Here is a 21,157-nt window from a genome sequence, read left to right on the forward strand (position 1 = left end):
GCTTTCGCGTCTCGTCTGTTGTAGGCTGTTCTACGGCCCGCTGAGCGGTCCAGGAGCGCCCGTAGCTCAATGGATAGAGCATCTGACTACGGATCAGAAGGTTAGGGGTTCGAGTCCCTTCGGGCGCACATCAGCTGAAACCCCCGTCGCGAAAGCGGCGGGGGTTTTGCGTTGTCCGGCATCCATTCGGTCTCCATCTTCGGCTCCACTTTTCGGCCCTCACGCCCGTCCAGCGAAGGAGAACTCACGCTGCGAAGGAGCGGATGCGAGTTTCAGACCTTCGGCACGGGTGATCTCCGTCGCAGCGAGCGAGCGGTGACATGACTGCAGGTCAGTCCCTGCGCCACATCTCGCCGAGGGTGGACGTGCGGGGGAGCAGGCGCGGCTCGAGGGTGACGCTGCGCGCCGCCGCACCGGGGTCGGCGATGCGCTCCAGCAGGAGATCTGCTGCGACGGCGCCCATCTCCTCGCCCGGCTGACTCACCGTGCTGATCGGGATCGCACTCTCGGACGCGAAGTGGTTGTTGTCGTAGCCGGTGATGGCGATGTCGTTCGGAACCGAGAATCCGGGCACCTCGTTGAGGATCTGGATGAGGCCGATGGCCACGAGATCGGATGCCGCGACGATCGCGTCGTAGGTGCCCGCACCGCGGGCGAGGATCTGCCGTCCGGCATCCCGTCCGTGCCTGATGTTCACGCCTCGCGTCTCGAGGATCTCGATGCGCGCGTCGGGGTGCGCGGCGGTCGCCTGCTCGGCGCCCTCCCAGCGCTGGTTGACGGCCGTGAGGAAACGCGGACCGCCTACGAAGAGAAGTCGTCGGCGCCCGAGCGCGATCAGGTGCGATGCGGCGAGCGCCCCGCCGTGGCGCTCGTCGACGGTGACCCCCGGGTACGCGAGAGACGGGGACTCGAAGTTCACCAGCACGGTCGGAGTGGTGCGGTTCTCGGGGTGCGGCGACTTCGCGAGCGCCGTGTCGAGAGGGGCGAGGATGATGCCGGCCACGCGCGAACGGTCGAGCAGCTCGAGGTTGTGCACCTCGCGATCGGGGTCGACGTCCGAGTTGACGATCAGCACGTCCATCTTGTGGCGCCGCAGCGCTCTCTCGGCGCCGCGCGCGATGTCGACGAAGAAGGAGTTGCCGAGGTCGGCCAGCACCAGGCCGACCGAGGTGCTGTTTCCCGCGGCGAGAGAGCGCGCAGCATCATTGCGGACGAATCCGAGCTCGGCGATGGATGACAGCACCTTGCGGCGGGTCGCCTCTCGCACCTTCTCGGGATTGTTGAGGGTGTTGGACACAGTGCCGAGGGCGACTCCCGCGTGAGCGGCGACGTCCGCCATGCTGGGCTTCGAGCGCCCGGGCGGGGGAGTGTCGGTCACGTCATCCTCCTCGGCATCGTCGCCATGACCTGGCCCTTCAACTCTAGAGCATCACTATTCGTGAAGCGCTTCATTTGTGATGCGTAACTCTCTTGACAATGCCTTTTTTTCTATGGCATGGTGTGAATGAAGCGCTTCAAAAGAGGCGTCGCTCTTCAAGGAGGAACAGTGACCACAGCAATGAGGCGCGCCCGTCGCCTGGCCCCCGCAATCGCGCTCATCGGCGTCGGCGCTCTCGCGCTCTCCGCCTGCTCCGGCGGCTCCGGAGGATCGGGCTCCGAGTCCGGCGCCGGTTCCGGCGAATTCACCTATCTCGGCCAGACCGAGAACACCACGATCATCAGCACGCTCGAGACCCTCACCGGCGACCAGTGCAAGGCTGCGGCCGACGCGGCGCCGCTGACGTCCGATGACATCTCGGGCACGCAGTGGGACCAGCAGCTCCAGCTGCTCGCGAGTCAGGACGGTCTGTCGGACATGCAGATGGCTGCCGGCACCCCCGCGCTCATGTCGGAGTTCATCGACGGGGGCAAGGTTCTCGACCTCTCCCAGGCACTCGACGACCTGGGCGTCTCCGACCGGCTGCTGCCCGCGGCTGAATCGACGGTCAAGGCGCTCTATGGTGACGGTGCGCTGTACGCACTGCCGACCGAGTTCAACATCGAGGGGTTCTGGTACAACAAGGAGCTTCTCGAGAAGAACGACATCGAGGTGCCCGAGACGTGGGACGACCTCGTCGATGCCGCAGCCACGCTCAAGGACGCCGGCGTCCAGCCGTTCGCCACCGCGGGCAAGGACGGCTGGCCCGTCACCCGCCTCGTCGGCGACTACATCTTTCGCACGCTCGGCCCCGACGCACTCCAGAAGGTCGCGGACGGCGATGCGAAGCTGACGGACCCCGAATACGTCGCCGCCGCAGACGCGGTCGCTGAACTCGGCAAGGCCGGATACTTCGGTGACGCCGTCGGCTCGATCGACTACAACGCCTCGATGAACCTGTTCCTCAGCGGGAAAGCCGCCTTCTACTACATGGGCAGCTGGGCGCTGGCGAACTTCAACGACGAGGAGCAGAACCAGATCGGGGTCGACAACGTCGGCTTCGCGCGCTTCCCCGCAGTCGAGGGCGGCGAGGGCAGCATCGACCAGATCCCGGCCAACGTCGGCATCCCGGTGATGTTCGCCGAGAAGAACTACGACGATGAAGCGGCCGCGTGGCTGAAGTGCATCGCTGAGGGCTACGGCGACACGGCGCTGAACGAGAGCGGTGTCGTCTCGGGCTTCGTGGTCGACAACCCTCCCGCCGATCTGCCCTCCACGACGCAGACCGTGCAGGACGAGATCGCGAACGCTCCGTCGAGCGTGCTCTGGTTCGAGGCGCTCTTCACCCCGAAGGCGACCGGCATCAGCCAGAACAACGGTGCAGGTCTCGCCAACGGCAGCCTCTCCGGCGAAGAGTTCATGACGCTCGTCCAGGCCGCCAACGACGAAGGCTGACCCACTCTCGGGGCGGGCATCCGCCCGCCCCGAGACCGTCCTCGTCGCATCAGGAGATCCACCATGCACAAAGTCCTCGGTGACAAGCGCGCCATCTTCGTCCTGCTCGGACCCGCGCTGCTCGTCTACTCCCTCGTCATGCTCGTCCCGATCGTGTGGTCGCTGTTCTACACGGTGCAGGACGGCAACCCCATCACGGGCTTCACCTTCAACGGGTTCGACAATTTCACCAAGTTCTTCCAGGACCCCGCCGCCTGGGACGCGATCTTCTTCACCCTGAAGTACGCGCTCATCCTCACCGCCCTGCAGGTGATCGTGGGCTATCTGCTCTCTCTGATGTACGTCTTCTGGCTGCGCAAGGGATCGGGGATCATCCGCACGATCGTGTTCTTCCCCGTGGTACTCCCCACGGTGGCGGTCGCGCTGCTGTTCCAGCGACTGTTCGAGGCCGCGCCGACCGTCGGACCGGTGAACTCGTTCCTCGGGATCCTCGGCGGGCAGAACCTCGACTGGTTCGGCACTCCTGACGCCTCCTTCTGGGTGATCATCGCGATGGACCTCTGGCGGTCGATGGGCTTCTATGCCGTGCTGCTGTACGCCGGACTCGTCGACATCCCTGACGAGCTCATCGAATCGGCGCGCATCGACGGGGCATCCGGCTGGAAGCTCATCCGCACGATCGTCCTGCCGCTGTCGCTGCCCGTGCTGCTGTCATCGATCATCTTCAGCATCAACGGCACGCTGAAGGTCTTCGACACGGTCGTGGCGCTGACCAACGGCGGACCCGGCAACGCGACCACGCCGCTGACCCTGTACATGTTCCGCACCTCGTTCGCCTACGGCGACTACGGGTACGGGAGCACGATCGCCCTCATGCTGACGATCCTGTGCCTGCTGTTCACGGTCTTCATCTTCCGCTCCACCCGCCGCGATCTGACGAAGGACTGAACCAGTGAGTGCGACAACCGCCATCGTCACGGGCACCCCGCTGCCCACCCGCCGCGACGTCGATCCGAACCGTCGAGGCGCCAGAGACTTCTTCCGACGGCTGCCGATCCGGCTGCTCATCGCCGTGCTGCTCATCGTCGAGGTCTATCCGATCCTGTGGATGCTGCTCGGGTCGTTCAAGACGCAGAACGAGTTCCTCAACGAGCCGTTCTGGGCTCTGCCGCAGTCGTGGGACATCGTCAACTACATCGAGGTGTTCACCACCGGCGAGTTCGGCAAGTACATCCTCAACAGCGTCGTCGCAGTGTTCCCGTCGCTGGCGATCATCCTGGTCTTCGGCACCGCAGCCGGCTTCGCGCTCGAGGTCATGGTCTGGAAGGGGCGCGGCACGGTGCTGCTGCTCTTCCTCGCGGGCATCATGGTGCCTGCGCAGATGATCCTGCTGCCGCTGTTCACGATCTACTTCCGCACGAACATGACCGGCACGCTGTGGCCGCTCATCATCACCTACGTGGCGCTGGGGATGCCGTTGACCGTGTTCATGATGGCGACCTTCTTCCGCTCGGTGCCTCGGGAGATCTTCGAGGCTTCGACACTCGACGGCGCATCCATCTTCCGTTCGTTCTTCTCGATCGGCCTCCCGCTGGTAAAGAACGCCCTGTTCACGATCGGTCTCGTGCAGTTCTTCTTCCTCTGGAACGACCTGCTCATCGCCCTGACGTTCACCAACAGCAGCGACCTGCGCACGATCCAGGTCGGATTGCTCAACTTCACCGGAGAGTACGGAGCGGTGCAGTACGGGCCGACCTTCGCCGCGATCTCGGTCAACGTGCTCGGGACGCTGCTCATCTACGTGTTCCTCAACCAGCAGGTCATGAAGGGCCTGACCGCCGGATCGGTGAAGGGCTGACATGACGAACATCATCGAGATCTGGCTGGAGAACAGGCGCGGAGGCAAGACCCTCGGCATCGGCGAAGCCGAACCGCGGATCTCCTTCGTGGCGGATGCTGCGGCCGACGCCTTCGAACTGGAGTTCGTCGCCGACGACCGAACGGTGCGCGCCGAGCGCACGACGTCGACGCAGCGCGTCGCCTGGCCGTTCGCGCCTCTCGCGCCACGCGCCGGGGGAGACCTGCGCATCCGCGCCCTCGATTCCGGGCCCTGGAGCGAACCGGTGCGGATCGAGTCCGGGCTCGGTGACGACTGGCAGGTCGACTTCGTCTCGCCCTCGGTCGTGGCCGACCGCACGGCACCGCGGCCCGCGTATCTGCTGCGGGCTGCCATCGCCGAGGGTGCACTGCCCGGCGACATCGTGCGGGCCCGGATCCACTCCACGGCGCACGGCGTGTACGAGCTCGAGGTCAACGGTGAGCGTGTCGGGGACGACGTGCTCGCACCGGGGTGGACGAGCTATGGCCATCGTCTGCGCTACCAGACGCACGACGTCACCGCGGCGCTTCGTGCCGGAGAGAACGTGATCGGCGCATGGCTCGCCGACGGCTGGTACCGCGGCCACATCGGGTTCGACGGGGGCGTGTGGGACATCTACGGATCGGATGTCGCGCTGCTCGCGCAGCTCGAGGTCACCACGGCGGACGGTGTCACTCGACAGGTGGCCCTCGAGTGGCTCACGGCGCCGTCGCCGATCACCGCGGTCGGGTTGTATGAGGGCGAGAGCTTCGATGCGCGGTTGACGGAGGACGGCTGGTCCGCGCCGGGATTCGACGCCTCCAGCTGGAGTCCGGCGGCCATGTTGCCCCGAACCGATTTCCCGGCGGCGATCGAACCGCCGACCGCTCTGCCGGTGCAGGAGACCGAGACGCTGCGCCCGGTCACGGTCGAGCGTCAGCCGAGCGGCCGCATCCGTCTCGACTTCGGTCAGAACATCTCGGGGGTGCTCCGTATCCGGGTGCGAGCGGATGCCGGTCACACCGTGACGCTCCACCACGCGGAGGTCATCGAGAACGGCGAACTCGGCATCCGTCCGCTCCGGGCGGCGACATCGGTCGACAGCTACACCGCCGCGGGTTCGGGTGAGGAGATCTACACCCCTCGCTTCACGATCCACGGCTTCCAGTACGCCGAGCTCGAGAACTGGCCGGGCGAGCTCCGCGACGGAGACGTCGAGGCGGTGGTGATCCACACCGGCATGCGGCGCACCGGCTGGTTCGAGTCGTCGAACGACGGGCTCGACAGGCTGCACTCGAACGTCGTGTGGAGCATGCGCGACAACTTCGTCGATCTGCCGACCGACTGCCCGCAGCGTGACGAGCGCGTGGGGTGGACCGGCGACATCCAGGTGTTCGCGCCCACCGCGCTGCGCCTGTTCGCGGCCCACGGCACTCTCACCGGATGGCTGCGCGACCTCGCTGTCGAGCAGGCTGATCAGGGGCACGTACCCAACTTCGTACCGTGGGTCGAGTGCGGCTTCCCGAACTTCCCGACGGCCGCGTGGGGCGATGCGGCCGTGATCGTGCCGTGGGAGATGTACCGCAACGACGGCGACATCCGGATCCTCTCCGACCAGTACCCGAGCATGCGCGCCTGGGTCGACCTGGTCGACGAGCTCACCGATCACACAGGACTCTGGAACACCGGCTTCCAGCTGGGCGACTGGCTCGACCCGACCGCACCACCGGAGGACCCCGGCAAGTCCCACACCGACAAATACCTGGTCGCGACGGCCTATCACGTGCGCACGGCGCGCATCGTGGCCGACGCTGCTGCTCTGCTCGGCGAGGAGGCGGATGCCGCGCACTATCGCGGTGTCGCCGAACGAGCGTCCGGGGCCTTCCAGGATGAATTCCTCAGCGACAGCGGCCGCGTGGTCAGCGACACTCCGACCTCGATCGCCGTCGCGCTGGTGTTCGAGCTCTTCGAGAACGAGGAGCAGGTGCGGCGGGCCGGTTCGCGGCTGCAGGAGCTCGTCGGAGCGGGCGGCTTCCACATCTCGACCGGTTTCGTCGGCACCCCGATCATCTGCGATGCGCTGGTGCGCGCCGGGAGCATGGACTACGCCTATCACCTGCTGCTGCAGGACGAGCTGCCGTCTTGGCTGTATCCGGTCAGCATGGGCGCGACGACGATCTGGGAGCGCTGGGACAGCATGCTGCCGGACGGATCCATCAACCCCGGCGACATGACGTCGTTCAACCACTACGCGCTCGGAGCCGTCGCCGACTTCCTGCACCGGGTGGTCGCGGGGCTCGCGGCGGATGCGCCCGGGTGGGAGAGGATCCGCTTCGAGCCGCAGCCGGGCGGTCGTCTCGAGCACGCGAGTGCGCGGTACGACAGCGTTCGCGGCACGGCGTCGATCGCGTGGCGGCGTGACGGCGAGCGCCTGTCCATCGACGTCGAGGTGCCCGCGGCATCCGTCGGCGTGCTCGTTCTTCCGGGATCCGCGGAGGAGATCCCCGTCGGCCCCGGGCGCCACTCGTTCACCACGACGTTCCGCGCCGTGGAGGACGACCCCGAACGGCCGTTCTTCGGCTGGCGCAGACCGGAGCCCGTTCTCGAGACCGAGGGAGCAGCATGACTCAGCAGCACATCCGGCCGGGGCAGGTGTGGCTCGACACGAAAGGCGAGCGCATCCACGCCCACGGCGGATCCGTCATCACCGTCGACGGCGTGCACTACTGGTACGGCGAGAACAAGGAGTTCTCGACGCCGGGGAGCGGGATCTGGCACTGGGGAGTGCGGTGCTACTCGTCGATCGACCTCGTGAACTGGGACGACCGGGGTGTCATCATCCCGCCGGACGAGGACGACGAGTCCTCACCGCTGCATCCGACTCAGGGGCTCGACCGACCGCACATCATCTTCAACGCCGAGACCCGCACGTACGTGTGCTGGGTCAAGGTCATGACGAAGGGATCGGTGCAGCGCTCGACGGTGCTCACCAGTGACAGCATCCTCGGTCCGTACGAGATCCAGCGCACCTGGCTGCGTCCGCTCGACATGAGCGCCGGGGATTTCGATCTGGTCGTCGATCCGCACGACGGCAAGGGGTACTACTACTTCGAACGGGTGCATTCCGAGATGATCTGCGCCGACCTCACCAGCGACTACACCGATGTCACCGGGTACTACTCGACCCACTTCCCGCAGCCGCAGCCGCCGTACGTGCGCGAGGCTCCGGCGCACTTCCAGCGCGGCGGACTGCACTACCTGCTGACCTCCGGCACCACGGGGTACTACCCGAACCCGTCCGAGTCGGCGGTGGCGCGCAGCTATCACGGTCCGTTCGAGGTGCTCGGCGACCTGCATCCGGGCGACGAGTCGCGCACCTCGTACCACTCCCAGATCTCATCGGTGTTCCGGCATCCAAGAAAGAAGGACCTCTATATCGCCGTCGCCGATCGGTGGCTGCCGCGGTATCTCGAGCACGGCGACCGCGCGCGACAGGCGTTCATCGAGCATTTCGCACCGGGGAAGGACGGCGACGAGCCGATGGAGGAATTCGCCTACGTCGACACCTCGATCGCCGACTACGTCTGGCTGCCGATCCGATTCGAGGGCGACCGGCCGATCATCGACTGGCGCGACGAGTGGTCTCCCGACGAGTACGAGGACGCCTGAGCGACCTCAGTCGAGCAGGCTCGTGATGGCAGGGTCTCGGCGGGCGACCTCAGCGGCCGTGCCGACGATCACGTGACGCATCGCGGCCACCGCGACGGCCGGCGTGACGTCCGCACGGTGGGCCAGGCTCACCGTGCGCCTCATCATCGGGTGCGAGATCCTGACCGACCGCAGCGCCGGCTGATCGAGCAGCACCATCGCCGGAACCACGGCCACGCCGACGCCTCGTTCGACGAAGCGGAGCAGCGCGTCCATCTCGGCGCCCTCGAGGACGAAGTTCGGGGTCAGCCCTGCCGAGCGGAAGGCCGCATCTGTCGTCGCCCGCAGCTCATAGGTCTCGTCGAGCGCGATCAGCGGCAGGGTGGCGAGGTGGGCGAGGCTCATCACCGTGGAGGTCGAGACGGGAGGCTCGGATGCCGCGGACACGACCACCAGCTCTTCGGTCAGCAGCGGCATGCGCGTCAGGCTGAAGCCCGACGGCGGCGGACCTTCCGACTCCGTGATGAGCGCGATGTCGACGGCACCCACGGCCAGCTGATCGACGAGCAGCCTCGACCCACTCTCGGTGAGGTGCAGGTCGACGCCCGGGTGGGCGGCGTGGAAGGTGCTGATCGCCTCGGCGACGAGGCTGATGCAGAGGGTGGGCGGTGCGCCGAGTCGCACGCGGCCACGGCGGAGTCCGGCGAGTTCGGCCATCTCCTCGCGGATCGCGTCGGACTCGGCGAGCATGCGCTGAGCGCGGGGGAGCAGGGCCTCTCCGGCGGCGGTGAGTCCGATGTGCCCGCGCGCCCGGTGGAAGAGCTCGGCGCCGAGCTCGCGTTCGAGTGTCGAGATCTGTCGGCTCAGCGACGGCTGCGCGAGGTGCAGGTGCTCGGAGGCACGGGTGAAATGGCCGAGGCGGGCGACCTCGACGAACCCGCGGAGCTGCTCGAGGTTCATGTTTTCAGTGTATCGATACCAGTAGAACAATGCATTGGAGTTATCGGGACACCGTACTTAGCGTGGAAGGCATGAGCACTCGCGAACGTCAGATCTCCACCACGGTCCTGGTCATCGGCACCGGCGGCTCCGGGCTGCGGGCGGCGATCGAGGTCGCCGAGCACGGCATCGACGTCCTCGCCGTCGGCAAGCGCCCGCGCCAGGACGCGCACACCTCTCTCGCCGCCGGCGGCATCAACGCCGCTCTGGGCACCATGGACGAGGCCGACAGCTGGCAACAGCACGCCGCGGACACGATCAAGGAGAGCTACCTGCTCGCCAACCCGCACACGGTCGAGATCGTGACGCAGGGGGCCGAGCGCGGCATCCGGGATCTCGAGCGCTGGGGCATGGACTTCGCCCGCGAGGACGACGGCCGCATCTCGCAGCGGTTCTTCGGGGCGCACACCTTCCGTCGCACGGCCTTCGCCGGCGACTACACGGGTCTCGAGATCCAGCGCACCCTCGTCGCGAAGGCCGAACAGCTCGAGGTGCCGATCCTCGACCACGTCTACATCACGCGTCTGCTCGTGCGCGACAACGTCGTCTTCGGCGCCTATGGCTTCGACCAGTCGGACGGCACGCGCTACCTCATCCACGCGGATGCCGTGATCCTCGCCGCGGGCGGGCACAACCGCATCTGGCGCCGCACCTCGTCACGACGGGATGAGAACACCGGAGACTCGTTCCGGCTCGCGGTCGATGCGGGCGCCCGCCTGCGGGACCCGGAGCTCGTGCAGTTCCACCCGTCCGGGATCATCGAGCCCGAGAACGCCGCCGGGACCCTGATCTCGGAGGCGGCCCGCGGCGAGGGCGGGATCCTGCGCAACGCCCTCGGTGAGCGCTTCATGTCGAAGTACGATCCGGAGCGCATGGAACTCTCGACACGCGACCGTGTCGCGCTCGCCGCGTACACCGAGATCGCCGAAGGACGGGGCACCGAGAACGGCGGCGTCTGGCTCGACGTCTCCCATCTGCCGCGCGAGACGATCATGACCCGTCTGCCCCGCGTCTACCAGACGATGATGGAGTTGCAGATGCTCGACATCACGACCGATCCGATCGAGATCGCGCCCACCGCGCACTACTCGATGGGTGGCGTGTGGGTGCGTCCCGACGACCACCAGACCGACGTCGACGGGCTCTACGCGATCGGCGAGGCATCGAGCGGCCTGCACGGAGCCAACCGCCTCGGCGGCAATTCGCTCATCGAGCTGCTCGTCTACGGGCGCATCGTCGGGCAGGCGGCCATGGCGCATGCCGCGGGGCTCGACGCTCAGCGCCGCTCGGCGGACGCGGTCGCCCAGGCCCGCGCCGAGATCGACGACCTTCTCGCGGCCGACGGTCGCGAGAATGTGCGAGCTCTGCAGCGCGCGATCCGCAACACCATGACCCAGCACGCCGGTGTCGTGCGGTCGGAGGACGGACTCCGTGCCGGCCTCGCCGAACTCGACATGATCGAGGGGCGGATGGAGGACATCGGCATCCACCCGGACATCGCCGGATTCCAGGATCTCGCGCATGCCTTCGACCTCAAGGCATCGGCGCTCGCCGCCCGAGCCACTCTCGAGGCGGCGCTGGAGCGTCGGGAGACGCGCGGCTGTCACAACCGCAGCGACTACCCCGACACCGACCCGACGCTGCAGGTCAACCTCGTCTGGTCGCCGACCGGCGGAGTCACGCGCGAGTCGATCCCGGAGATCCCCGCCGAGATCGCCGAGCTCATGCGCGAGGTCGACACCGAGGGCAAGCTCGTCGAATAGCCGCATCCGAACTCGCTCCCGTCGCAGGGTGCATCGCGACGGGAGCGGTGGGGTGGTCGAGCGAGGTAGGAGTCGCTCAGTCGCCCTCGTCGGTCTCCGGACCGTCGATGACCCCGATCCCGACCGCCTCATGGTCGGGCTCGGGGTCGTTTCGCGACGGAGCCTTGGGCTCTTCCGAGGGCTCCTTCTCGGTGCTCGGCTCTTCGAGTTCGTCGTTGCTCGGAACCTCCGACGGATCCGCGTCTTCGGGGGACTCCGCCTCCGCCGGCTTCTCGGCGGTGTTCGCCGGTTCCTTGAACTCGCCGGCATCGCCGGACGAGGGCGTGGGAGTGGGGGTCTGGGCCTCGGGGTCGAGGCCGGAGGTCGGGTCCTGCTCGGGCGTGCTGTTCGTCATGATCGTCCCTTTCGCATCGAGTGCACCCCCAGCATCCGTCAGCGGCTGCGAGGCGAGAAGGGCCTTGACGACAGCCTCCGGAGCGTCCGTCTTCCTGCGCACGACGTAGGCTGAAGAGGTGACAGCGTACGTCTCGGCCTTCGATCTCTTCTCCATCGGAGTGGGCCCCTCGAGCTCCCACACGGTCGGGCCGATGCGGGCGGCCCTCGCGTTCGCTCAGCGCCTGCGCTCGTCCGGAGCTCTCGATCGCGTCGCCCGCATCGCATGCACGCTGTACGGCTCTCTCGGCGCCACCGGAATCGGTCACGGCACGCCGGATGCGGTCGTCGCGGGCCTTCGCGGGCTGTCGCCGGAGAGCTGCGACCCGGCCGACGTGCGCGCCGCCTGGACCGACCTTCGCGACGGCGCCACGGTGCGCGTCGACGGGGTCCATGAGATCCCGCTCTCGAAGGCCGACATCGTCTTCGAGCCGCGAACCCGGCTGCCCGGTCATCCGAACGCGATGACCATCACCGCCCGGGACGATGCCGGCGGTGTCGTCGCCGAAGAGACCTATTACTCCGTCGGCGGCGGGTTCATCCGCCGGGACGGCGAGGAGGCGAAGCTCGCCTCGGCCCCACTGCCCTACTCGTATGCCGACGCCGCGTCGCTGCTCGCACTGTGCGACGAGCACGGACTGTCGATCGCCGAGATCGCGCGACTCAACGAGACCGCTGAGCGCTCGGAAGAAGAGGTCGCCGCCGGACTCGATGCGATCTGGGACGCCATGGCTGCGTGCGTCGAGAACGGACTGCACTCGGACGGCGTCCTGCCGGGGATGCTCAAGGTCAAGAGGCGGGCGAGCATGATCCGCGCGCAGCTCGAGGAGGCGGAGGCCGACGGTCATCGCGAGCTACCGGGAGAGTGGCTCGGTGCCTTCGCGCTCGCGGTCAACGAAGAGAACGCGGCGGGCGGTCGCGTCGTCACGGCGCCGACCAACGGCGCCGCCGGCATCCTTCCCGCCGTCGCGATGTACTGGTGGCGGTTCCTGGCGGACTCGGGCCTCGGTGCGGGCAATGCCGTGACGCCGTACGGAGAACTCGTCGGCAGTGCGCTGCTCGGCTTCGACGGCACGCGGGCGATCGAGGCGGCGCAGGCCGAGGACGATGACGCCGTCGCCGACGCGAACCGCCGCCGTGGCATCCGTCGGTTCCTCCTCACGGCCACGGCACTGGGCTCGCTGTTCAAGGCCAACGCCTCGATCTCGGGGGCCGAGGGCGGCTGCCAGGCCGAGGTCGGCTCGGCCTGCGCGATGGCTGCCGGAGGGCTCACCGCCGTGATGGGCGGCACCAACCGGCAGATCGAGAACGCCGCCGAGATCGCGATGGAGCACCACCTCGGGCTCACCTGCGATCCGATCGGCGGCCTCGTGCAGATTCCGTGCATCGAGCGCAATGCGATCGCCGCGTCGACGGCGGTCACTGCCGCCCGTCTGGCGCTGCGCGGCGACGGCAGCCACTACGTCTCCCTCGACGCGGTGGTCGAGACGATGCGCCAGACCGGAATCGACATGTCGACCAAGTACAAGGAGACCAGCGAGGGTGGTCTCGCGGTCAACGTCATCGAGTGCTGAGTCACTCCGAGCGCGTCGGTGGCTGCGGATAGCCTCCTCTGAGGAGGCGCGCATGGAATCGATCTGGACCCCGGGCAGTCGCAGGCGGCGGGAGCAGCCCATCGTCGCCGTGCGCGCGAATGGTGACGCGCCGGATTCCGGCCGCATGTGGCCGACCACCATTCCCGCCGTCGCCCAGGTGCTCGAGGAAGGCATCGATCTCGCTCCCGGGGTGACCTTCCTCGTCGGCGAGAACGGCAGCGGCAAGTCGACGATCGTCGAGGGCATCGCCGTCGCCTACGGGCTCTCGCCCGAGGGAGGGTCCCGCCAGGCGATGCACAGCACGCGCCCCAGCGAGTCGCCGCTGTCGGAGTGGCTGCAGCTGCAGCGCGGAGTCGGAGCCAACCGCTGGGGATTCTTCCTGCGAGCCGAGACCATGCACTCGTTCTACACCTACCTCGAAGAGAATCCCTCCGCGAGGGGCGACGTGGCGTTCCACGAGATGAGCCACGGCGAGTCCTTCCTCGCTCTGCTCGACAGCCGATTCGATGAACCCGGCTTCTACTGTCTCGACGAGCCAGAGGCAGCGCTCTCGTTCCAGTCCACCCTCGCCCTGATCGCGGTGCTGCAGCGCATCGTCGACGACGGAGGTCAGGTGCTGTGCGCGACGCACTCGCCGGTGCTCGCCGCGCTGCCGGGAGCTCGCATCCTCGAAGTGGGGGAGTGGGGCATCCGTCCCGCCGAGTGGAACGACCTCGAGCTGGTGAACCACTGGCGGTCGTTCCTGCAGGACCCGCCGCGGTACCTGCGGCATCTGCTCGACTGAGGGGAGCGCGCAGATCTGGTCGTAGGCTGGCGCCATGACCGAGCAGCGTGCGCCCAAGAAGCGCGGGCGTCCGCGTGGCGTGTCCGATGCGCGCGAACGCATCATCGCCGCCGCAGTCGACGAGTTCGGCGAGCACGGATACGACGGCACGACGGTGCGCTCGATCGCGGCTCGTGCCGACGTCGACTCGGCGCTCGTGCACCACTACTTCGGCACGAAGGCAGACCTCTTCGCTGAGGCGGTCGGCATTCCGCTGCGCCCCGACATCGACGTGCCGGCCATCGTCGCGGGTCCGCGTGACGCCGTCGGCGAGCGTCTCGTGCGGTACGTGCTCGAGGCCTTCGAGCAGCCCGACATCCGTCGCCGCGGCGTCATGCTCATTCGGACGGCGATCGGCAGCCGGCTCACCACGCCCCTTCTCGCGGGGTTCCTCTCTCGCGAACTCATCGGCCGGATCGCGAAGACGCTCGGCGTCGCGGATGCCGAGCTGCGCGCCACACTCGTCGCCTCGCAGATCGCCGGCCTGCTGCTCACGCGCTACGTGCTGCGGCTCGCGCCGATCGCCGCGGCATCCGTCGATGACATCGTCTTGCGGGTCGGACCGACCGTGCAGCGCTACCTCTTCGAATAGCGCGGGCCACGCGCCGCACTGCCGCCTGCATCCCGCCTCGGCTTCGGGCACGAGTACCCGTTGACCCCGCGACTCGCGCGGCGCATAATTCATCACATGATGAATAACGCGGCGGTCGAGATCTCGGGGCTGCGAGTGCGACGGGGAAGGACGCAGGTCTTCGACGGTGTCGACCTGGTGATCCCCCGGGGCGAGATCACCGGCTTGCTGGGTCCCTCGGGATGTGGCAAGACCACGCTGATGCGCGCGATCGTGGGTGTGCAGCGGATCACCGCCGGCATGGTGACGGTGCTGGGAGAACCGGGCGGATCGCCGCGGCTGCGTCATCGGGTGGCGTACGGAACACAGGGTGCCGCCGTGTACGGCGATCTCACCGTCCGGCAGAACCTCTCGTACTTCGCGGCGGTGCTGAAAGCACCGAAGGGCGACGTCGACCGGGTGCTCGACGAGGTCGGGCTTCGGGCGCAGGCCGCCCAGCTCGTCGACTCGCTCAGCGGTGGCCAGGCGACGCGCATCTCGCTGGGGATGGCACTGATCGGATCCCCCGAGCTCATCGTTCTCGACGAACCCACGGTCGGCCTCGACCCCGTGCTGCGCGCCGAACTGTGGGACCTGTTCCGCGGCCTCGCCGCGCGCGGCGTCACCATGATCGTCTCGAGTCACGTGATGGACGAGGCGCTGCGATGCGATCGGCTCGTGCTGATGCGGGGCGGGCGGATCATCGCCGACACGGACCCAGCCGGACTCCTCGCCGACACGGGCACGACGGAGCCCGAGGCGGCGTTCCTCGCCCTGATCGAGCGGGACAGCCGAGCGACCGGGGGTCCAGCGGCGGGCAGCACCCGGCGCGCACGGCGGGAGGCCTCGGAATGAACGGCGGTCGGATGCTCGCCACCGCCGCCCGGGTGCTCGGACAGCTGCGGCACGATCCTCGCTCGATCGCGCTGATGCTGATCGCGCCGAGCCTGCTGGTCGGACTCTTCGCGTGGCTCTTCAGCGATCAGGACGGCGTGTTCGATCAGTTCGGGGGAGCGATCCTCGCGCTGTTCCCGTTCATCGTGATGTTCCTGATCACCTCGATCACCACTCTGCGGGAGCGACGCTCCGGCACCCTCGAACGTCTGATGACCACTCCGCTCGGCAAGGCCGACTTCATTCTCGGCTATGCCCTGGCGTTCGGGCTGATGGCGCTGCTGCAGGCGATCATCACCGTGTCGTTCGCGGTCGGCGTCTGCGGGCTCGACGTCGACGGTGAGCTCTGGCAGCTCGGGCTCGTCGCCGTCGTCGACGCTCTCCTGGGCACCGCGCTTGGGCTCCTCGCGAGCGCCTTCGCGCAGACCGAGTTCCAGGCGGTGCAGTTCATGCCGCTGCTCGTCTTCCCGCAGATCATCCTCGGCGGGCTCTTCATGCCGCGCGATCAGATGCCCGACGTGCTGTACGCCATCTCGGACTGGCTGCCCCTGAGCTATGCGATCGACACGATCAACGCCGTCACGGCCGGCGACGAGGGGTGGGACGTGTACAGACCCCTGCTGGTCGTCGTCGCCTTCGGAGTCGGAGCGCTCGTCCTCGCATCGCTGACCCTGCGACGTCGCACCGCGTGAGGCAGGGTCAGCGCGCGGCGCGGTTCTTGGTGTGCTTCGTGGGCACGGCCGCCCACGGGTCCTCCGGCCAGGGATGCCTCGGGTAGCGCCCTCGCATCTCCGCGCGAACCTGGGCATAGGGGCCCGACCAGAACGAGGCGAGGTCGTCGGTGACCGCGAGAGGGCGCCCCGCGGGCGACAGCAGGTGGAACAGCACCGGCACGCGTCCGTCGACCAGTCGAGGGGTCTCGGCCCAGCCGAAGCACTCCTGCAGCTTCACAGCGACGACCGGGGGTGCCGAGGTGTCGTCCGGGTCGGGGTAGGTGATGCGGATACGGGATCCGCTCGGCACCGCGAGGCGCTCGGGTGCGAGCTCCTCGAGGCGCGCCGCCTCGGGCCAGGGCAGCAGTCGACGCAGAGCCGAGGACAGATCCACTCGCGCTGCGGGGGTGCCGCCCGCCAGGGTGTCGAGCTCGGGAGCGAGCCAGTCATCGAGAGTGCCGAGCAGCCCGGCATCCGACACGTCGGGCCACGGGCCGCCGAGCTCTCGCCGCAGCAGGGCCAATCGGCGTCGGAACGCGGTCGCGGCATCCGACCAGGCGAACATGCCGAGCCCGTCGCGCAGGATCGCGCGGCGCACGGCATCCCGCCCCTCTCGAGCAGAGGGTCGCACGGGCGAGGACGAACGCAGGATCGCACCGACGCGGCGCTCACGGCGCGCCTGGACGCGACCTCCCGTGAACTCCGCCTCGACTCGGTCGGTCAGCAGGTGGCTCGCAGCGCGTTCCATCTGGGCTTCCGTGAGCACAGCCGCGGATCGGATGATCGCGCCTGACCCGGCCGCCACTCGGGCCGTGGCCCGCGCGACGTCGGCGACCGCGAGCCACTCGACTGCGGCGAGCGGGCCGGTGACTCCGGCACGGGTTCCGGATGCCAGGAGGAAGACCGCTCCGTCGGCGGTGCGCTCGACGCGATGCGCGATCCGGTCGGGGAATGCGAGTGCGATCACGAGTCCGACGCCGTCGAGACTCGATCGCACGTCCCTCGCCGGAGCGACCATGCGCTCGAGGCGGCTCGCGTCGTCACGCCAGCGGCGAGCGTCCGGTGTCCGTCCGCCGCGCAGGGTGATGAGCGCCTGTGCGACGTCGGCCTCGGCGATGCGCAGGTCGCCGCCGAGCACGGCGACGACCTCTGCGGCGAGACGGCTGCCGACGACCGGGCCGCCGTCACGGAGAGCGCGGGCGAGCCGGGGGTCGGCGGGGATCCGGGCGAGAGCTCGACCCTCGGCCGTGGCGCGGCCCTCGTCGTCGATCGCGCCGAGACCGCGCAGCACCGAGACGGCATCGGCCAGGTTGTCTCGGGGCGGCGGGTCGAGCATGCGCAGGCCTTCTGCACCCGGGGCACCCCAGCAGGCGAGCAGCAGGGCGGCATCCGCGAGGTCGGTCACCGCGATCTCGGGTGCCGGGCGGGCCGGGGCGGCCGCATAGGTGCGTTCGTCGACGCAGCGGATGACGACGCCCGGTCCCTGGCGCGTGGCGCGACCGGCGCGCTGCACGCATGACGAGCGCGACGCGGCAGTCGTGACCAGGCCCGTCATGCCGCGGGCGGCATCACGCTGCGGATGCCGCGACAGACAGCTGTCGACGACGAGGCGCACTCCGGGCACGGTGAGCGACGACTCCGCGAGCGAGGTCGTCACGATGATGCGCGGAGGCTCATCCGGTCGACGCCCGCGGATCACGGCATCCTGCTCCGCCGCGGGGATCTGACCGTGCAGCTCTCGCACGTCGAACGCCGCGCTCGCGTCGCGGATGCGGCGGGCGATCTCCGACACCTCCCGCGCGCCCGGGGCGAACACCAGCACATCGGCCCGAGGGTTCTCGCGGACCAGCTCGAGTGCGGCCGCTGTCGTCGTGCGTGCGACGTGGTCGAGGAAGCCCGAGGTGACACCGCGCTCATCGAGGCGCGGCGTCGGGCTGGGAGCCCAGCGCTCGGTGAGAGGGAACGCCGGCACAGCGTGGTCGACGATCGGCGCGGGCAGGTCGTCGGTGCCGAGGACGGAGGCGATGCGCGCGGCATCCAGCGTCGCCGACATGGCGACGACCACGAGGTCGTCGCGCAGCTCGCGGACCTCCGAGAGCAGGCCGATCAGCAGGTCGGTCTCGAGTGCGCGCTCGTGCACCTCGTCGAGGATGACGGCATCCACACCGTCGAGGCCGGGGTCGTCGATCATGCGACGCAGCAGCACTCCGGCGGTGACGAACTCGATGCGGGTCGCCGCACCTGCCGAGCGCTCGCCGCGCACGGTGAAGCCCACGCGGGTGCCGAGCGCCGAGCCGTCGAGATGAGCGAGGCGGCGGGCTGCGGCGCGAGCCGCGACGCGGCGAGGCTGGGTGACGATCACGCGCCCGGACGACCGTGACGCCAGCAGCGGCGGCACGAGAGTGGTCTTGCCCGTGCCGGGCGGGGCGCTCACGACCACTGCTCCGCTCCCGTCGAGCGCGGCCCCGAGTTCGTCCAGCGCGGCCGCGAACGAGAGCCCGGCGCCGATGGCGGCGAGGTCGAAGGGGGCGGCAGTCATTCCCTCAGTCTGCCTGGTCTCCGGAGTCATGGAGCACGGGTGGCGGAGACGACGGATGCCGCGACCGAATCGGCCGCGGCATCCGCTGTGCGCTGTGTGCTGACTACTCCGCTGCGGGAGCCGGAGGTGCCGGCGGCGGCGGGGTGGTCGGCGCAGACTGGCGGGTCGGCGTGGACGGTGCGGATGCCGCAGCCACGCCTTCGCCGATCCCGCGACCCACGGCCTGGCCCTGGATGATCGACGCGAGGTCGAGGCCGGTCGCCGCGCTGACGCTGTCGAACACCGACTTGAGTGCCTTCGCGCTGTCGGCGCCGACGACGCTCGACGCGCCGTCCTCGCCGGAGCCGCCGATGATCGAGACGCTGCCGATCGCGGCGTAGCCCTTCGAGAACTCGGCCATGATCGACGGCAGGGTGTCGAGCACCCGCTGCGACAGGAACGCGTCCTGGTTCGAGGCGATGGCCTTCGCCTCTGCCTCGACGGCGGCGGCACGCGCCTCACCCTCGGCGCGGATGGCGTCTGCTTCGGCGTTCGCGCGCAGTCGGCGGGCCTCGGACTCGGCCTCGGCCTGCGCACGCAGTGCGTCGGCCTCACCGGTGGCTCGGGCGATCGCGGCTGCGGCCTCACCGTCGGCCTTGGCCTTGTCGGCCTGCGCCTGCTGCTCGGCGATGCGGGTGCGGGCCTCGGCCTGCTTCACCTGCTCGATCGCGCCCGCCTCCGCCGCACGCTCACGCGTGTAGAGCTCGGCCTGTGCCCGGGTCTCTGCCTCATAGCGCTGTGCGTCGGCGACGCGCTTGACGTCGGCGTCGAGCTGGGCCTGGCGGTTCTCCGCCTGCTGCTGCAGCACGGCCTGCTGAGCCTGCTCGCGGGCGAGGTTCTCGGCCTGCTCGGCCTCGGCGCGAGCCCGACCGATGCCGGCGTTGGCGTTGGCGGTGTTCGTGTCGAGAGCCGTCTGCTCGACCAGGTTGGCTTCCTGGTTGGCGATGTTCTTCTGGTTGATCGCGCGGTCGGCGTTGGTCTGCGAGATCTCGGCAGACTGACGCTTCGCCTGGATCTCGGGAGCACCGAGCGACTGGATGTAGCCGACCTTGTCGGTGATGCCCTTGATCTGGAACGAGTCAAGGATCAGACCCTGCTCGGCGAGCTCCTGCGAGACGTCGGCGGCGATCTGGTCGGAGAACTTCTTGCGCTCGCGCATGAGCTCGACGACAGACAGCGTCGCGACGATTCCACGGAGCGCACCTTCGAGCTGCTCAGTGGTGAACTGCTCGATCGCCTTGTCCTGCGAGGCGAAACGCTCGGCGGCGCGGCGCACGAGGATGGGGTCGGAGCCGATCTTCACGATGGCGACGCCGTCGACGTTGAGGGTGACGCTGTCGAGCGACTGGGCCTCGGCGTTGAGCGACACCTGACGCGAGCGCAGCGAGATGATCTCGTGGCGCTGGGTGATCGGGTTGACGAGGGACTTGCCGTTCACGATGACCGTGACGGGCGACTCCGACATCTCGTCTCTGGTCGTGCCGTCGGCCGAGATGACGGCCCGCTGCACCTTCTGCTTGCGCCCCGAGATGACGAGCGCCTCATCGGCGCGAGCCACCTTGATCCAGCTGCGTGCGAACAGCAGCAGGATGAGCAGGACGACGATAGCGATGGCTATGCCGATCCCGACGATGATCAGGATGCCGACGATTCCGGCGATCTCCATGGATGACCTCCCTGGTTCCCCCCGAGGGGGCGGTCGTGGATGCCGGCGCGGCCGCGCGGGCGTTCACGCTCCACCCTGCCAGAAAAGAGGGGAGGGTGTCGGGACGGGATGCCGCCGGATCCCGGCGACGCGGAGGAGATCTGCGATACGGAGGAGGCTCAGCGCCGCGACATCCTCCGTACGGCGGAAACCCTCCGTATGCGCCGAGCTCGTTCGGTCAGCGACCGCGGACTGCGAGCGTGCGTCGGGGTCAGCGACCGCGGAGCTTCTCCGCCAGATCGCGGAGCGTCTTCAGCTCGGCGTCGTCGAGGCGCGACATCCGCTCGGCGATCGACCGGCCATGCACCGTGGCGACGCTGCGGAACTGGCGCACACCCGCGTCGGTGGCCCTGATCAGCGCACCGCGCCCGTCGTCGGGGTCGGGGCACTTCGAGACGAGTCCGCGGGCGACCATGCGGTCGACGAGGCGCGAGACGCTCGGCTGGCTGATCAGCATGTTCGCCGTGACGTCGCGCAGGCGGGCCGACATGCCGGGGGAGCGGGTCACCGTGAGCAGCACGTCATACTCCGCCTGCCCGAGATCGGTGTCATCGAAGTCGGTGTTCATCTCCGTGAACAGCTCGTGCTGTGCACGGAACAGGCTCTCCCAGGCCTCGAGGGCGAGCTTGCGATCGGTCATGGAGAACAGCGTACTGGCAACAGTAAA

General features: G+C 68.7%; 17 protein-coding genes and 1 tRNA gene. 12 read left to right on the forward strand and 6 right to left on the reverse strand.

From position 1 onward, the window contains the following. Positions 1 to 55 precede the first annotated feature (55 nt). Positions 56 to 128 (forward strand) — tRNA-Arg (locus ASE34_RS04405). Positions 129 to 331: 203 nt separating this feature from the next. On the opposite strand, the gene ASE34_RS04410 is transcribed toward ASE34_RS04405, so the two are convergent. Then, positions 332 to 1,378 carry a LacI family DNA-binding transcriptional regulator gene (locus tag ASE34_RS04410; RefSeq protein WP_230101261.1) on the reverse strand — a complete coding sequence of 349 codons (1,047 nt, stop codon included), beginning with the start codon at positions 1,376 to 1,378 and terminating at the stop codon, positions 332 to 334. 168 nt (positions 1,379 to 1,546) lie between these two features. On the opposite strand from ASE34_RS04410, the gene ASE34_RS04415 reads away from it, so the two are divergent. From ASE34_RS04415 to ASE34_RS04435, 5 genes are all read left to right on the forward strand, one after another. Further along, positions 1,547 to 2,872 carry an ABC transporter substrate-binding protein gene (locus ASE34_RS04415; protein ID WP_230101260.1) on the forward strand — a complete coding sequence of 442 codons (1,326 nt, stop codon included), beginning with the start codon at positions 1,547 to 1,549 and terminating at the stop codon, positions 2,870 to 2,872. Between the two features lie 63 nt (positions 2,873 to 2,935). Beyond that, on the forward strand, positions 2,936 to 3,820 hold the full coding sequence (locus tag ASE34_RS04420; protein ID WP_053098799.1) for a carbohydrate ABC transporter permease: 885 nt from the start codon (positions 2,936 to 2,938) through the stop codon (positions 3,818 to 3,820). Between the two features lie 4 nt (positions 3,821 to 3,824). Beyond that, positions 3,825 to 4,730: a carbohydrate ABC transporter permease gene (locus ASE34_RS04425; RefSeq protein WP_230101259.1), complete on the forward strand. Its 906-nt coding sequence runs from the start codon at positions 3,825 to 3,827 to the stop codon at positions 4,728 to 4,730. 1 nt (position 4,731) lies between these two features. Beyond that, the gene (locus tag ASE34_RS04430; RefSeq protein WP_082586502.1) at positions 4,732 to 7,356 is read left to right on the forward strand and encodes an alpha-L-rhamnosidase; all 2,625 of its coding nucleotides are present in this window, start codon (positions 4,732 to 4,734) and stop codon (positions 7,354 to 7,356) included. Then, positions 7,353 to 8,399 (forward strand): family 43 glycosylhydrolase, encoded by a 1,047-nt coding sequence (locus ASE34_RS04435; RefSeq protein WP_056276930.1) that lies wholly within the window; start codon positions 7,353 to 7,355, stop codon positions 8,397 to 8,399. The genes ASE34_RS04430 and ASE34_RS04435 overlap by 4 nt, the downstream gene beginning before the upstream one ends. Before the next feature lie 6 nt (positions 8,400 to 8,405). On the opposite strand, the gene ASE34_RS04440 is transcribed toward ASE34_RS04435, so the two are convergent. Next, complete coding sequence (locus tag ASE34_RS04440) at positions 8,406 to 9,338, reverse strand: LysR family transcriptional regulator (protein WP_056276933.1); 933 nt, start codon at positions 9,336 to 9,338, stop codon at positions 8,406 to 8,408. A 71-nt stretch (positions 9,339 to 9,409) separates the two neighbouring features. Here ASE34_RS04440 and ASE34_RS04445 point away from each other — a divergent pair, with 71 nt between their 5' ends. Further along, entirely contained in the window at positions 9,410 to 11,140 is a 1,731-nt protein-coding gene (locus ASE34_RS04445; protein WP_056276936.1) for an L-aspartate oxidase, read from the forward strand. Positions 11,141 to 11,216: 76 nt separating this feature from the next. Here the strand turns inward: ASE34_RS04445 and ASE34_RS04450 are convergent, their stop codons facing one another. Next, positions 11,217 to 11,636: a hypothetical protein gene (locus ASE34_RS04450; RefSeq protein ID WP_230101258.1), complete on the reverse strand. Its 420-nt coding sequence runs from the start codon at positions 11,634 to 11,636 to the stop codon at positions 11,217 to 11,219. Positions 11,637 to 11,652: 16 nt separating this feature from the next. Here ASE34_RS04450 and ASE34_RS04455 point away from each other — a divergent pair, with 16 nt between their 5' ends. The 5 genes from ASE34_RS04455 (at position 11,653) to ASE34_RS04475 (ending at position 16,186) form a co-directional block, all read left to right on the forward strand. Next, the gene (locus tag ASE34_RS04455) at positions 11,653 to 13,146 is read left to right on the forward strand and encodes an L-serine ammonia-lyase, iron-sulfur-dependent, subunit alpha (protein ID WP_056276939.1); all 1,494 of its coding nucleotides are present in this window, start codon (positions 11,653 to 11,655) and stop codon (positions 13,144 to 13,146) included. A 52-nt stretch (positions 13,147 to 13,198) separates the two neighbouring features. Further along, positions 13,199 to 13,951, forward strand: coding sequence for an AAA family ATPase (locus ASE34_RS04460; protein WP_056276942.1), 753 nt, complete (start codon positions 13,199 to 13,201; stop codon positions 13,949 to 13,951). 34 nt (positions 13,952 to 13,985) lie between these two features. Next, on the forward strand, positions 13,986 to 14,582 hold the full coding sequence (locus ASE34_RS04465) for a TetR family transcriptional regulator (RefSeq protein ID WP_056276946.1): 597 nt from the start codon (positions 13,986 to 13,988) through the stop codon (positions 14,580 to 14,582). A gap of 96 nt (positions 14,583 to 14,678) precedes the next feature. Next, the gene (locus ASE34_RS04470; RefSeq protein WP_157538082.1) at positions 14,679 to 15,455 is read left to right on the forward strand and encodes an ABC transporter ATP-binding protein; all 777 of its coding nucleotides are present in this window, start codon (positions 14,679 to 14,681) and stop codon (positions 15,453 to 15,455) included. Next, on the forward strand, positions 15,452 to 16,186 hold the full coding sequence (locus ASE34_RS04475; protein WP_056276947.1) for an ABC transporter permease: 735 nt from the start codon (positions 15,452 to 15,454) through the stop codon (positions 16,184 to 16,186). Before ASE34_RS04470 ends, ASE34_RS04475 begins: the two co-directional genes overlap by 4 nt. Positions 16,187 to 16,193: 7 nt before the next feature. On the opposite strand, the gene hrpB is transcribed toward ASE34_RS04475, so the two are convergent. The 3 genes from hrpB to ASE34_RS04490 form a co-directional block, all read right to left on the reverse strand. Beyond that, positions 16,194 to 18,746, reverse strand: coding sequence for an ATP-dependent helicase HrpB (gene hrpB, locus ASE34_RS04480; RefSeq protein ID WP_056276950.1), 2,553 nt, complete (start codon positions 18,744 to 18,746; stop codon positions 16,194 to 16,196). 103 nt (positions 18,747 to 18,849) lie between these two features. After that, positions 18,850 to 20,451 carry an SPFH domain-containing protein gene (locus ASE34_RS04485; RefSeq protein WP_053098808.1) on the reverse strand — a complete coding sequence of 534 codons (1,602 nt, stop codon included), beginning with the start codon at positions 20,449 to 20,451 and terminating at the stop codon, positions 18,850 to 18,852. Between the two features lie 250 nt (positions 20,452 to 20,701). Further along, positions 20,702 to 21,130, reverse strand: coding sequence for a MarR family winged helix-turn-helix transcriptional regulator (locus ASE34_RS04490; RefSeq protein ID WP_053098809.1), 429 nt, complete (start codon positions 21,128 to 21,130; stop codon positions 20,702 to 20,704). Positions 21,131 to 21,157: the final 27 nt, after the last annotated feature.

The sequence above is a fragment of the Microbacterium sp. Root280D1 genome (assembly GCF_001428975.1).
Taxonomy (GTDB): domain Bacteria; phylum Actinomycetota; class Actinomycetes; order Actinomycetales; family Microbacteriaceae; genus Microbacterium.